Annotated in this window: 14 protein-coding genes; 7 read left to right on the top strand and 7 right to left on the bottom strand. The window is 38.2% G+C overall.

What is annotated here, in order from left to right; translation table 11 throughout:
- Positions 1-121: 121 nt before the first annotated feature.
- The gene (gene gmhB / locus BT797_RS01740) at positions 122-676 is read right to left on the bottom strand and encodes a D-glycero-beta-D-manno-heptose 1,7-bisphosphate 7-phosphatase (RefSeq protein WP_045109070.1); all 555 of its coding nucleotides are present in this window, start codon (positions 674-676) and stop codon (positions 122-124) included.
- A gap of 270 nt (positions 677-946) precedes the next feature.
- On the opposite strand from gmhB, the gene metN reads away from it, so the two are divergent.
- From metN to BT797_RS01710, 6 genes are all read left to right on the top strand, one after another.
- Positions 947-1,981, top strand: coding sequence for a methionine ABC transporter ATP-binding protein MetN (gene metN, locus BT797_RS01735; RefSeq protein ID WP_045109069.1), 1,035 nt, complete (start codon positions 947-949; stop codon positions 1,979-1,981).
- Entirely contained in the window at positions 1,971-2,627 is a 657-nt protein-coding gene (locus BT797_RS01730; RefSeq protein ID WP_045109068.1) for a methionine ABC transporter permease, read from the top strand. The genes metN and BT797_RS01730 overlap by 11 nt, the downstream gene beginning before the upstream one ends.
- Positions 2,628-2,658: 31 nt before the next feature.
- Entirely contained in the window at positions 2,659-3,465 is an 807-nt protein-coding gene (gene metQ, locus BT797_RS01725; RefSeq protein WP_045109067.1) for a methionine ABC transporter substrate-binding lipoprotein MetQ, read from the top strand.
- Positions 3,466-3,615: 150 nt separating this feature from the next.
- Complete coding sequence (locus tag BT797_RS01720; RefSeq protein ID WP_045109066.1) at positions 3,616-4,602, top strand: hypothetical protein; 987 nt, start codon at positions 3,616-3,618, stop codon at positions 4,600-4,602.
- Positions 4,603-4,740: 138 nt separating this feature from the next.
- The gene (locus BT797_RS01715) at positions 4,741-5,289 is read left to right on the top strand and encodes a YtfJ family protein (RefSeq protein ID WP_045109065.1); all 549 of its coding nucleotides are present in this window, start codon (positions 4,741-4,743) and stop codon (positions 5,287-5,289) included.
- 225 nt (positions 5,290-5,514) lie between these two features.
- On the top strand, positions 5,515-6,336 hold the full coding sequence (locus BT797_RS01710) for a TIGR03899 family protein (protein ID WP_045109064.1): 822 nt from the start codon (positions 5,515-5,517) through the stop codon (positions 6,334-6,336).
- A 178-nt stretch (positions 6,337-6,514) separates the two neighbouring features.
- On the opposite strand, the gene cysQ is transcribed toward BT797_RS01710, so the two are convergent.
- From cysQ to lplA, 6 genes are all read right to left on the bottom strand, one after another.
- Positions 6,515-7,273, bottom strand: coding sequence for a 3'(2'),5'-bisphosphate nucleotidase CysQ (gene cysQ, locus BT797_RS01705; protein WP_370443628.1), 759 nt, complete (start codon positions 7,271-7,273; stop codon positions 6,515-6,517).
- A 65-nt stretch (positions 7,274-7,338) separates the two neighbouring features.
- Positions 7,339-7,974 (bottom strand): adenylyl-sulfate kinase, encoded by a 636-nt coding sequence (gene cysC / locus BT797_RS01700; protein WP_045112380.1) that lies wholly within the window; start codon positions 7,972-7,974, stop codon positions 7,339-7,341.
- 7 nt (positions 7,975-7,981) lie between these two features.
- Positions 7,982-9,712, bottom strand: coding sequence for an SLC13 family permease (locus BT797_RS01695; RefSeq protein WP_045109062.1), 1,731 nt, complete (start codon positions 9,710-9,712; stop codon positions 7,982-7,984).
- A gap of 9 nt (positions 9,713-9,721) precedes the next feature.
- Complete coding sequence (cysN, locus tag BT797_RS01690) at positions 9,722-11,143, bottom strand: sulfate adenylyltransferase subunit CysN (RefSeq protein ID WP_045109061.1); 1,422 nt, start codon at positions 11,141-11,143, stop codon at positions 9,722-9,724.
- 14 nt (positions 11,144-11,157) lie between these two features.
- Entirely contained in the window at positions 11,158-12,066 is a 909-nt protein-coding gene (gene cysD, locus BT797_RS01685; RefSeq protein ID WP_045109060.1) for a sulfate adenylyltransferase subunit CysD, read from the bottom strand.
- Positions 12,067-12,214: 148 nt separating this feature from the next.
- Entirely contained in the window at positions 12,215-13,231 is a 1,017-nt protein-coding gene (gene lplA / locus BT797_RS01680) for a lipoate--protein ligase (protein ID WP_045109059.1), read from the bottom strand.
- Positions 13,232-13,411: 180 nt separating this feature from the next.
- Between lplA and BT797_RS01675 the strand changes: the two genes are divergently transcribed.
- Entirely contained in the window at positions 13,412-13,750 is a 339-nt protein-coding gene (locus BT797_RS01675) for a TehB family protein (RefSeq protein ID WP_075470950.1), read from the top strand.
- Positions 13,751-13,753: the final 3 nt, after the last annotated feature.

Here is a 13,753-nt window from a genome sequence, read left to right as displayed (position 1 = left end):
GAGCATACTGAGCGGCTGTTGCCGTGTCAGTGAGGATGGATTATAGAGATCTGCGCTTTATTGGCAAGACTTTTTCTTCAAAAAAACTTAATAGCTCAAATAGTAATCAAACAGTGCAAATTTAATCGTTAACTATCGATTTAGCCGCAGATAATAGGTCTGTAAACACAGCATCTGCTGCTTCTGAACCTTTTTCACATAACACCTTACCCGTCGACACCAAATAATTGGCTTTAAGCTGTAATTTTTGACCTGCCTGAATATCGGATAATTTATCGCCCACTAAAAACGATTGCGAAAGATCAATATCAAGTTCTTTAACTGCACTATCTAACATCCCAGTATTTGGCTTACGGCATAAGCAATCTTGTTTAAAATCACCTAGTCCTTTTTCTGGGTGGTGGGGACAATAATAAATACCATCAAGGTCGACCCCTCGATCGGCAAGTGACCAGTCCATCCATTCTGTTAATGTCATAAATTCATCTTCAGTATAATAACCTCGTGCGATACCAGACTGATTCGTTATTACAACTAATAGATAACCATGCGTCTTCAATAGTTGCATTGCTTCAATGCTGCCTTCGATGAATTCAAAATCATCAATTTGTGAAACATAACCTTTATCTTTATTAATCACACCATCGCGATCTAAAAATACAGCTGCAGTTGCCACTATTTTCACCTTTATTTTTCTATGAGTTACAATCGACCATTATTCCATGCCACCGAAATTTCGCAATCGATACCTTTTTAATCTTTCATTCCCCCACCCCACTCATTTACCCATAATGACATAAATAAACGTTTAGACGTCTAGATGTAAAAAAGTCCATTGACTTTAATCAACTAACTATTTAGCATATGTATCCAGTTGTTACTCATAAATGAAGAATTAATATCTAACCTTATAGGTTAATTCTTACTTTTCGTTTTAGGCGTTGAAATGATTAAATTAACAAATATAAATAAAATATTTGAAACTACAGATAAACCTGTTTATGCCTTGAGAGACGTTAACTTAAACGTCGAAAAAGGTGAGATATTCGGTGTAATTGGTTCATCAGGTGCGGGGAAAAGTACCCTTATTCGTTGTGTAAACTTACTTGAAACTCCAACATCGGGATCAATTCAGCTTGATGGCATTGAACTAACGCAGCTAAATAAAGCAGAACTATGTACTGCACGACGCCAAATCGGCATGATATTTCAACATTTCAATTTATTATCGTCTCGTACTGTATTTGATAATGTAGCATTACCGCTGGAATTAGCAGGTATTGATAAAACCGAGATCAATAATAAAATTACCCCACTACTTGAGTTAGTTGGCTTATCAACAAAACATAAAGCTTACCCTTCGGAATTAAGTGGCGGTCAAAAACAGCGTGTAGCAATTGCACGAGCATTAGCTTCAGAACCTAAAGTACTACTGTGCGATGAAGCAACATCAGCACTTGATCCAAGTACAACAAAATCAATTTTAGCTTTATTAAAAGATATTAATGCACGACTAGGCCTGACGATTCTACTTATCACGCATGAAATGGAAGTAGTTAAAAATATCTGCCATAAAGTTGCGATCATTGATAAAGGCGAGTTGATTGAGAAAAATACGGTCGCGAAGTTCTTTGCTAATCCAGAAACAGAATTAGCACAAATATTTATTGAAGCAACGATAAACCTAGAAATCCCTGATGAGTATAAACAACGATTATCATTAAATAGAAAAGAAAATTCGATGCCATTAGTACGTCTTGGGTTCACTGGTAACAGTGTTGACTCGGCCGTTATTTCAGAAGTAAGTCGAACATTAAATGTTGATGTAAACATTTTAAGTGCCGATATTGAATTTGCCGGCGGCATCAAGTTCGGTTATATGCTTGCTGAGCTTATTGGTAATAAAGAAAACACCATTGCAGCCAAAGCATTTTTCCAACAACACGCAGTTAATGTAGAGGTTATCGGTTATGTCGACTGAACAAATGATTAATTTACTTTTTACCGCTACGGTTGAAACACTCGTGATGGTCGGAATTGCCGCAGCAATTGCATGTTTACTGGGTATGCCAACAGGGATCCTATTGCATGTAACAAAAACGAGCGGAATTTTAGAAAACAAAAAATTAAATAATGCATTAAGTGTGATTGTAAATATAGGTCGTTCAGTACCTTTCATTATTTTACTTGTTGCAATCATTCCGTTTACACGTCTGATTGTCGGTTCATCAATCGGCACTGGCGCAATGATCGTTCCACTAACCGTCGCTTCAATCCCTTTTATTGCTCGATTAATTGAAGGTGCATTATTAGATGTGCCAGCAGGACTAGTCGAAGCAGCGCAAACAATGGGCGCGACACCACTACAGATTATAATCAAAGTGTTAATCCCAGAAGCAATGCCAGGAATTATCAATAGCATCACAATCACATTAGTAACACTTGTAAACTACTCAGCAATGGCTGGTACTGTCGGCGGCGGCGGCCTAGGCGATGTTGGTATTCAGCATGGTTACATTGGCTTTAACCCTACTATTATTCTAATTACAGTAATCTTACTGGTAATCATCGTACAGATTATTCAATCAATCGGTGAACGCTTAATAAGTAAAGTCGACCACAGATAATAAATTTTAACCACTCAAGGAAATAATAATCATGGAATTTTCACTAAAGAAATTAGTATCAGTAACAGCAATTGCATCAAGTGTGTTATTAAGCGCATGTAGTGGTGACAAAGACTCAACAGTATTAAGAGTGGGGGCAATGGCGGGTCCTGAAGCAGAAGTAATTGAAATTGCTAAGACCATTGCTAAAGAGAAGTATAATCTAGACATTGAAATAGTAACATTTACGGATTATGTAACACCAAACCGAGCACTTGAAGAAGGCAGTATTGATGTAAATGCTTTCCAACATAAACCGTATCTAGATGCGCAAATCGAACAACGTGGTTATGATATTACAGCAGTAGCAAACACATTTGTTTATCCAATTGCGGCATACTCGACATCAATCAAGCGTGTTGACGAGCTCAAAGAAGGTAATAAAATTGCAGTACCAAATGATCCAACTAACCTAGGCCGTTCATTATTATTACTTGAGCAACAAGGTATCATCTCACTTAAATCTGGCGCTGGTATTAAAGCTACGGAATTAGATATTACTGCAAATCCATTTGGTGTTGAGATTATAAAATTAGAAGCAGCGCTATTAGCACGTAACTTACAAGACGTAACAATAGCGATTATCAACACAACATTTGCAACTAAGATTGGTTTATCACCAACTAAAGACGGCATCTTCGTTGAAAATAAAGAATCTCCATACGTAAATTTAATTGTTGCTCGTAACGACAATAAAGATTCAGAGAAAGTAAAACAATTCATCACTGCATTCCAAACTCAAGAAGTGTATGACGAAGCTAAAAAATTATTTAACAATTCAATCGTAAAGGGCTGGTAATCAGTAGCTACGCGCAAGACCAGTTCGATAACTGGTCTAAATAGTTATAATAAGGTGTGGTTGGTAACAAAATTTATTCTGTATTATTTTTGATATCAATCGCATTTTCTACCAAGCTTAGTGAATCGCTTATCATCAGAGATTCATTCAATGCCCAACTCTTTATTGAACAACGCATCTCTGTGGCCCTCTATAACCACAAGCATAATAATTTTTCTTTCTGTACCGGTAATGGCCTCCCTCTCTGGGGATACAGATGAACGCAACAAACTTTCGTCTTCCCCCCTAATCAACTTACCTAACAATGAAGTAAATTCATTTTCGATTAATTGGCAATGGACCGATAGCAAAGGAAAGAACTTAAAAATAAAATCATTTTTTGATACTGATATTGTTGAAACATCATTATTAGACAGTTATAAATTGTCCTTTTCATTGAGTTATCCAATCAAAGCGATTCATACCTACCTAACACCAAGACTCGAATTTGCTATCGACCGTATAAATTTTTACACGCCAGATGATCAAGATAAAATAAAAGACATACGATACGCATTTACTAATAAAGACGAAAGTAATGCCTCACAATTGTTTTGGCAGGCCTACAATCAATATCAAAACGATGCCTTTTATCACCTAAAAATAACCCCTTGCGTGCATCCAGATGATGAAGATTTACCTTGCGTTAGACCAAATTACTCTCAACTATTTTATGAGTATAGAGCATACCTAAAAGATATTGCGACACAGCTCGCTAAGCAACAGTCAATTGACTCAGCAGTCAAGAATGCACAAAATTGGGTTTATGCGATCCCAGACAGGAAAGAGCATAAGGACAGTTTCTTCTCTCCAATTAGTGTCTTAAAAACCAATGAAGCAGACAGTGATGAAAAAGCCCTATTATTAGCGACACTAATTAGTCAGCTAGCGCCTGAATATGAACTTTTTATGCTTTATCCATCTGACAGTATTGGCAGTGTGTCCCCCGTATGGTTAACAATTGATAGTAAGAGTGGCGTAAAAGGCCAGCAAATCATGATTAATAAAAATCAATATACTGTCATATCAGGATCAAAAGTGAAGTTAGATAAAATATTATCGTCTGACACAGAATTGATTAATGAATCATTATATTAACCACAAATTTGTATTTTAGTAATCAAAAATCCTTGAAAATAGAATAAGATATGAAAATAATATAACTCGATATGGCTGGTTAATTGACTACCGGCTTAAAACGTTCACATTAATTTCATATTTAAAAGGATAAAAATAATGAAAAAAATACTGACGGCTATTACGCTATCACTCGCCTCTTTTGTTGCTTTAAGCCATAATCTAACGTTAGGAGACAATGTTCCCCAAGTGACAATCAAAGATAAAGGTTACGTTGCTCTCGTCGAAGGTGAATTCGAATACCGCCAGTGGTCTACTGCCGAGTTACATAATAAGGTTATTTTAATTCAGCATATTGCAGGACGCACATCTGCTAAGGAATTAAATGAGCCAATGATTGATACATTGAAAAAATCTGATTTCCCATTCGAGAAATACAATACAGCTACGCTAGTTAATTTAGACGACGCGATTTGGGGAACCGGTGCGATAGTAGCGAGCCAATTGAGATCAAACAAAGAAGAATTTCCTGATGCAATCTTTGTTCTTGATGAAGACGGGGATATTCGTAATAAGTGGGGGCTAACTGAAAAAAGTTCAGCGATCATTTTATTAGATCAATCTGGTAAGGTCTTATATGTCAAAGACGGTGAAATGAATCCAACAGAGATCGATACTGTGATTGGTCTTATTAACGCCTATATATAATATTAATATCTAAATAACCTTCAAGATCTTAGATATACCATACTAAGGACGAGTAGAAATCGACTTTTTATTACCGTACTCGTCCAAATGACTTTAAGATATAAACCATCATAAAAATGTCCTCACTAGCCAGAAACTTTACATATCATGCAATACTTTCAGGCCTATATCAGGTATAAATAAAAGCTTATTACCCTTAATCTGAATACGCAGCTAGGTTTTACTATGTCTGGAAATGATACCAAAATAAATAAAGTTGAATCGAATATTTTAAACAGTATTCAACAATTAAGAAAAGTCTCTAAAGATAGAGGCATTGATGGTATGTTGACGGTAAACAAACACACCTCATTTGAACACAGAGCGATCCAACGTATTAATCAAGAACAAATAAAACAACAACAAAATTTAGAAAGCATTGTCGTTCGCGCCAATAATTTTTGTGACGATGTCACCAGCGAAGTTATTGACCCAGATTGGTTAAGTGCTTTTATGTCGATGGCAAAAGATATTTCAGGGCCGCATATGCAAACATTATGGGGTAAGATTTTTGCATTGGAATTAAGTCATTCCGGCAGTTTTTCGGTAAAATCACTGCGCACACTCAATCAAATGACCCAACGTGAAGCTCAAATGTTTCAGGTTGCCTGTAACTTAAGTTCTCAAGTAGGTTATGACACTAACCACAAAATTATCCTTAACTGCCAAAATAATAACAAAAGTTTCTTATTATTTAATAAACCGCAATTTAAATCGATAAATTTAGGCCGACACAAACTACCTTACAGTAGCTTTTTAACCTTATCTGAATTGGGATTAATTCATAACAATGAATTAGAAATGGTCAACCTCCCACGAGATAAAGACTTACCGATAAGCTACGGGGAAGAGAAATTAACGGTGAAAGTAAAAAGTCGTTCATCAAGAGTGAAGTATTATCGCTTTACGAATATTGGTGATGAACTGGCTAAACTCATTCCTCATGAGAAAAACCATGAATATTTTTCTGAACTAACCAGTCATTTACATAACGCATTTAATTTTTAAGTTTATACCCAAGTTACTTAAAAGTGCTATATCAGAGGCTAGTAAGGCAAAACGAATGAAGGTATCTTCGACGTTATGAACGTCTTGATTTAGAATAACTAAACCCTCGACTTCATGCCTTGAATACCCTCTTCTTTCACTTTGCTGATGGTGCATTTCGAAGTCGCTTGGGTATATATCATTTAGCGACAACAAAAAACGGGTTTAGCACTGACTCTTGGTGGTTATACAATAAAGGCGAACCATCAAGTTGCACGACTTTTGCACCAGCCGCACAAGCAACAGCATGCCCAGCACCAGTATCCCACCAACAAGTAGGGCCTAACCGTGGGTAACAATGTGCACTCCCTTCAGCAATCAAGCAGAACTTCAATGAGCTACCAACCGGTATAATATCTGTTTCTGTAAAACGCGATACATATAACGCCATTTCAGGACTAGCATGAGAACGGGAACCAACCACTTTGACAATTTCATCATTAGGAATTGGTAATGCAGCTAACTTAACGGTTTCACCGCCATGTAATAAAAAAGCTCCATCAGTATTCGTATAATAAAGCTTATCTAATACAGGCGCATAGACAACACCTAATATTGGTTGCTGATTGTGGATCAAGGCAATATTAACGGTAAATTCACCATTACGTTTAATAAACTCTTTGGTACCATCGAGCGGGTCAACAAGCCAAAATGTTTGCCATTGCTTTCGTTCATCCCAAGGAATACTTACGCCTTCTTCCGACAAAATAGGGATATTAGGCGTAATCGTGCGTAAACTGGCAACAATAATGTCATTGGCTGCAATATCGGCTTCTGTCACAGGTGAGTTATCATCTTTCGTATCAACCTTAAAATCGCGCTGATAAATAGTTAATATCTCTTGTCCCGCTGCAACCGCGATATCATTAACCTGACTCGCTAAATGATCGATTGATATATCCATTAGTCCGCTACTACTCCCTTACTGACAAACGATTGTTTATAAAAATTATTTATAAAAAGTTACTTAATATGACCTTGCTGTGAAAGATAAGCCATGATCTGTTGAATTGAGGTCGAAACAGGATTGTTCCCATTATCTAGATACAACTCAGGTTTATTTGGCGCTTCATAAACGGAATCAATACCGGTAAAATTCTTGATTTCACCTGCTCGCGCTTTCTTATAAAGTCCCTTAGGGTCACGCTTCTCACAAATAGCAAGATCCGCATCAACATGTATTTCGATAAACTCACTGTCACCTAACAATGAACGAACTAATTCACGCTCTTGACGGTGTGGAGAAATAAATGCAGTTAATACAATAACACCCGCATCAACCATTAACTTAGCCACTTCTCCCACTCTGCGAATATTTTCTTTACGATCATCATCACTAAAACCCAGGTCACCACATAAACCAAAACGCACATTATCGCCGTCTAACAAATACGTATGATAACCCGCTTTGTGTAATTCATTCTCTAATGCGCCCGCCACTGTCGACTTGCCAGAGCCACTTAAGCCCGTAAACCACAACACACAGGGTTGCTGTTGTTTATTCGCTGCTCTTGCTGCTTTATCTACAGTATGTTTATGCCACACGATATTTTCAGTTGCTGTTGTATCAGCATTACTTTCATTGGTAATTGTTGTCATTACATGCTCACAGATAAAATGGGAATACATATGGGATCATTACTAATACCACAGAGGAATAAGCAATCGATGTCGGAACACCGAGTTTAAGGTAGTCTGATAGCGCATAATTACCAGCACTATAAACCATCAGGTTAGTTTGATAACCGTAAGGCGAAATAAAGCTGGCACTGGCGCCAAAGATAACCGCCATAATGAAAGGTAACTCACTCACCCCATAACTTTGTGCCAAGCTAAATGCAATCGGGAATGCCAATGCAGCAGCAGCATTATTGGTGATTAGTTCACTTAATAATAATGTTGCAAAATAAGTTGCAATAAACGCGGCTAATACCCCCCAGCCATTAAAAGCTTGTATTAAAGAGCCCGCTAACAAGTCTGAAACACCACTGACCTGTAGCATGTTAGATAAGGCTAATGCACTACCAACGACGAGCCAAAGATCAATAGGTAAACGTCTGCGGATCTCTTGCAAAGATAAAGTACCACTCATGCAAAGCAGTAATACGAATATAACTAAGCCTTTTAATAGCGGTAATGTACCGGTTAGTGCTAAAGCAATTGTGCCAACAAATCCAGCTAATACGCCAATACTACGTTTATCACTTAAACGTGTTGCAACATCTAAACCACTGACTACGACAAAATCACGACTCAGATCTTTACTGTTTTTAAACTCGGCACCCGGTGCTAATAACAAGGTATCGCCAGCACGTAGGCGCACATTACCTAAGCCTCCACGTAAAGGACTATGTCCACGGCGAATAGCCACAACCACAGAATCAAAATGCTCTCTAAATTTACTTTCTTTTAAGGTTAAGCCGTTTAATTTTGAAGAGTGACTGACAATAACTTCAACGAGATGCTGGCCATTAAGTTCACCTTGGCCAAATAATTTCAATCCTTTAATATCTTGCAGTACACCGACCGAATCAACATCACCACAGAAGAGAAGCTGATCGTTTGCTCGCAATACTTCTTCTGGGCAGACAGGACAGATAACATCGCCATCCCGCTGTATTTCAGCAAGGTATAATTGTTTTAACGCACGTAAATTATTTTCAGTAATGGTTTTTCCAACCAATTCTGAATTGGCTTTTACATGTGCTTCTAAAAAATAGACTAATTCTTCATTTTCATCTTGGGTATGGTCGGGTAATCGATGGCTCATGGTAATAAGTACTATCATGCCAGCAACGAAACCTGCTAAACCGATAATAGAAAATTCAAAAAAACCCAACGAGGGAAGCCCCGCATCAACTACAAAACTATTCACAATCAGATTGGTCGATGTGCCAATTAGCGTCAGCGTGCCACCAAAGATCGCAGCATAAGAAAGTGGAATAAGTAATTTAGTGGGCGCATGGGTATTGTTACGCTTCACAGCACCAATTAACGACGCAACAACAGCTGTATTATTGGTAAAAGAAGAGAGTAAAGCGGTAGAAATACCGAGTTTAGCCACCACCACCGTAAAACGCCCCGTTGATAACTGCCGTCCTATCCAGCTAATTAGACGCGTTTTTTCAATGGTTATCGAAATAAGTAATAATAAAATTAATGTGATAAGAGAAGGATTGGTAAATCCAGCCATAACTTGTGGCATTTCAATAAAACCAGACAAGTAAGCTAGGATGACCATCCCACCAAATAAACTCGATGGTCGAAACTTACCAGAGATTAGTAAACCAATGAAGATCACTAGTGAGACTAAAATGCTTCCCTGTATCACATTCATAACAACATCCTACAGCTTGCTAATGTCGATAGCTTGCCATTTCGGAAAGTGCTTACGCACTAATGCATTCAACTCAACTTCAAAGTCACTAAACTCATGCGAGTTAGTACTTACCGTTGCATCAAGTACTTGCTCAATCATACCAGCGCCAACTGTCACATTAGTCAAACGGTCAATCACAATAAAGCTGCCAGTATCGGCTACATTTTTATAGTTATCTGTCGGTACCGATTCCGTCAGTGTTAATTCACATAAACCGATTTCATTCAGTTCTAATGTGCTTGCCGCAGATTCAACCATGGTATTCACATCGATCTTATTACGGATCAAATTGAACTGGCCAGTGGTTTTTTTACTTGCTAGTTTAATATCATATTGACGACCAATTTGTAATTCTTGGTCTGACATCCACACAATATTTGCTAATAACGAATCTGATAATTTAGGTTGGTCAGTAACAGCAACAATAACATCACCACGACTCACATCGATTTCGTCAGTAAGTGTTAATGTAATCGCTTGATCTTGATGTGCAGAGGCTAGCTCACCATCAAAAGTAACTATCGATTTGACCGTACTTGATTTACCAGATGGCAGCGCAACCACTTCATCACCAACACTTATTTGACCGGCTGCGATAGTACCAGCAAAACCGCGAAAATCGAGATTAGGACGATTAACATATTGCACAGGTAAACGGAATGGTTTATCAAGCGCTTCATCGGATGTATCTACCGCTTCTAAACATTCTAATAATGTACGGCCTTTAAACCAAGGTGTCTGCGTAGAACGATCAACAACGTTATCACCGAGTAATGCTGATAATGGCGTGAACTCGATAGTAATGTCGTTAAGCTTTTCAGTAAATCCTAAATATTCTGCTTTGATTTCTTCAAAGCGCTGCTCAGAGAAATCAACAAGGTCCATTTTATTAACTGCTACAACAAAATGTTTAATACCCAATAATGACGCAATATACGAATGACGTTTAGTTTGTGTTAATACCCCTTTACGCGCATCAATTAAGATCACCGCAAGATCACACGTTGAAGCACCGGTTGCCATATTACGCGTGTATTCTTCATGCCCTGGTGTATCAGCAATAATAAATTTACGTGTTGATGTCGAGAAATAACGATATGCCACATCAATGGTAATACCCTGCTCACGTTCGGCAGCAAGGCCATCAACTAATAAGGCTAAATCAATCGCTTCACCTGTTGTACCAGACTTTTGGCTATCAACATGCAACGCCGCTAATTGATCTTCATAGATCTGGTGCGAGTCATGTAATAAACGACCAATAAGGCTACTCTTACCATCATCAACACTGCCGCAGGTCAAAAAGCGTAATAGGCTTTTATGCTGCTGTTGATGTAAGTAGGTTTCAATGTCTGTTTGTGCTAATTCATTTACTATTTGAGTGTTCATCTACCTGCTCCTACCTAGAAATAACCTTGACGTTTCTTCTGTTCCATTGAAGCAGAAGAATCATGGTCAATCATACGTCCTTGTCGTTCACTGCTTGTCGCCAGTAACATTTCTTCAATAATTTCAGGCAATGTTAATGCTTCAGACTCCACGGCACCTGTTAATGGGTAACAACCAAGAGTTCTAAAGCGCACCATTTTCTCTTCTATTTTCTCACCTGCTTGTAACTTCATGCGATCATCATCAACCATGATCAACGCACCGTCTCGTTCAACAACAGGACGTTTAGCAGCAAGGTAAAGTGGCACAATCTCAATTTGTTCTTGGTAGATATATTGCCAAATATCCAGTTCGGTCCAGTTCGATAATGGGAAAACACGTATGCTTTCACCTTTGTTCACTTGACCGTTGTAAGTGCGCCACAACTCTGGACGTTGGTTTTTCGGGTCCCAACGATGGTTCTTATCACGGAATGAATAGACACGTTCTTTAGCACGCGATTTTTCTTCATCACGTCGTGCGCCACCAAATGCCGCATCAAAACCATATTTGTCCAGTGCCTGTTTAAGACCTTGTGTTTTCATAATATCGGTATGTTTCGAGCTGCCATGATCAAATGGACTACAGCCCATTGCGATCCCTTCTGGGTTTTGGTGTACTAACAGATCAAAACCGTATTTCTCAACCGTCTTGTCACGAAATTCAATCATTTCGCGAAACTTCCAGTTAGTATCAACATGCAACAATGGAAATGGGATCTTACCTGGGTAAAAAGCCTTACGAGCCAGGTGCAGCATCACTGACGAGTCTTTACCGATTGAATACATCATTACCGGATTATCAAACTCTGCCGCAACTTCCCTGATTATGTGGATACTTTCAGCTTCCAGCTGTTTAAGGTGGGTCAACCTCTGTTGATTCATCTTCTACTCCATCAGACCAAATTGGATAATTTCATATCGTTTGAATCAATATAGCGCCTTTACTTATAACCGCCAAAGAACATAAACTGATTCTTAATAACTTTTAGGAATATAGGAATAGAAGAATGGGTTGATAGATTCCTTTAAATTAAGCTATTGCGAAAGTGAGCCACTCTTGTAGTTCCCTTAGTTCAATAACGTTTTCAGGGAACTGTACAGTAATTTCATCGATACAATTAGCGACTGAATTTGGTGTATATGCGAGGCCTGTTAATTGCCTTGATAAGGCTTCCAATGGTGTAGGGTCTAAACTGTCGGTAAATATTTGAGTATCCCAGATGTGCGTTTTTCTTACATCAAAGTGGATTTCAACCCCCCCCCATGTAAAACGTTCATCCAAAGAGTGAGTAAAATTGGATGTGCTTCCAAAATTCCAATCCCAGCTTCTTTGCTGGCTATATTTTTCTTTGAATCCTGGTAAATCGGGAATGATATCAGGTGAAATATATTCGATTGCTACAGTATCTCTAAAATATGCATAAAATTCCTGAGTGATAGCTTCACATACCATATTATGATTAATACTTGGATTAATATCGCAAAGGTTGACTACCCGAGATCTAACCGAAGTAATACCTTTGGCTTTTAATTTTTTAGGATCGGGACACAGGTAATTTTCCAATCGAGTCAGATTAGCATTAAGTAATAGTGTTCCGTGGTGAAAACCACGATCTAATGTTTCACGATATGCAGAACCAGAAAACTTACGATCACCATCAGATACAGCAACAACCAAGTCATTGCGGCCAGTTGCCTTACCGTTGATACCCAATTTTTTGAGTGCATTCAGTACAATTTTGGTTGATACCGCCTTATTATACTCCGGCTTACCAGCCATAAAGGTAAAGTTAGTATTACCTAAATCATGAAAAACGGCACCTCCTCCACTTTGGCGACGAGCCAGCTTTATACTATCTTGCTCCATCTTTCGCGTATTGCATTCCTTCCATGGATTCTGAGCGCGGCCAATGACAATCGTATCAGCATTACGCCATAAGAATAATATGCGCTGATTTGCGGACATAGAGCGGAAGATAGTCTCTTCAACAGCCAGATTAAACCACGGGCAGGTAGACGTAGAAAACAGGACACGAATTTTTGGCATAAATATTATCCGATTAATTGAAATGATATGCGGAACTATAACACGCACACCAAATGCAAATGAGAATTACTATTGATTAATAGGTTGGGATATGGTATCTTAAATGTAACTTTGTTATTCAGGTCAGTAAAAAAGATTTATTCATCTTAATATACCAGTGTATTACTGGGGAGGTTTACAATGGGCCATCAACGAATTCCTGCTAATTGGACTGTACAGCGTTCAACTCCGTTTTTTACAAAAGAGAACGTACCTTCAGCACTACTCTCGCATCACAATACTGCTGAGGGAGTATTTGGTCAGCTATGTGTAATGGAAGGAACGGTAACCTATTATGGCTTTGCCAATGAATATTCCAACGAGCCAGAGATTAAAGTTGTTGTCAATGCAGGTCAATTTGCTACCAGCCCGCCTGAATATTGGCATCGTATCGAAATCACAGATGATGCGCAATTCAATATTAATTTTTGGTCTGAGGCCAACAAGAAAGATCAGCCACTATTTAGCGCAAGAAAATAAGTT

This window comes from Moritella viscosa, assembly GCF_900120065.1.
Taxonomy (GTDB): Bacteria; Pseudomonadota; Gammaproteobacteria; order Enterobacterales; family Moritellaceae; genus Moritella; species Moritella viscosa.
Note: the sequence above shows the minus strand (reverse complement) of the source record. Positions and strands in the feature narration are given on the sequence as shown.

Excerpts from the sequence above, each read along its gene's own strand:
- metN (WP_045109069.1), top strand. The coding sequence starts at position 947 with ATGATTAAATTAACAAATATAAATAAAATATTTGAAACTACAGATAAA.
- BT797_RS01730 (WP_045109068.1), top strand. The coding sequence starts at position 1,971 with ATGTCGACTGAACAAATGATTAATTTACTTTTTACCGCTACGGTTGAA.
- metQ (WP_045109067.1), top strand. The coding sequence starts at position 2,659 with ATGGAATTTTCACTAAAGAAATTAGTATCAGTAACAGCAATTGCATCA.
- BT797_RS01720 (WP_045109066.1), top strand. The coding sequence starts at position 3,616 with ATGCCCAACTCTTTATTGAACAACGCATCTCTGTGGCCCTCTATAACC.
- BT797_RS01715 (WP_045109065.1), top strand. The coding sequence starts at position 4,741 with ATGAAAAAAATACTGACGGCTATTACGCTATCACTCGCCTCTTTTGTT.
- BT797_RS01710 (WP_045109064.1), top strand. The coding sequence starts at position 5,515 with ATGTCTGGAAATGATACCAAAATAAATAAAGTTGAATCGAATATTTTA.
- cysC (WP_045112380.1), bottom strand. The coding sequence starts at position 7,974 with ATGACAACAATTACCAATGAAAGTAATGCTGATACAACAGCAACTGAA.
- BT797_RS01695 (WP_045109062.1), bottom strand. The coding sequence starts at position 9,712 with ATGAATGTGATACAGGGAAGCATTTTAGTCTCACTAGTGATCTTCATT.
- cysN (WP_045109061.1), bottom strand. The coding sequence starts at position 11,143 with ATGAACACTCAAATAGTAAATGAATTAGCACAAACAGACATTGAAACC.
- cysD (WP_045109060.1), bottom strand. The coding sequence starts at position 12,066 with ATGAATCAACAGAGGTTGACCCACCTTAAACAGCTGGAAGCTGAAAGT.
- lplA (WP_045109059.1), bottom strand. The coding sequence starts at position 13,231 with ATGCCAAAAATTCGTGTCCTGTTTTCTACGTCTACCTGCCCGTGGTTT.
- BT797_RS01675 (WP_075470950.1), top strand. The coding sequence starts at position 13,412 with ATGGGCCATCAACGAATTCCTGCTAATTGGACTGTACAGCGTTCAACT.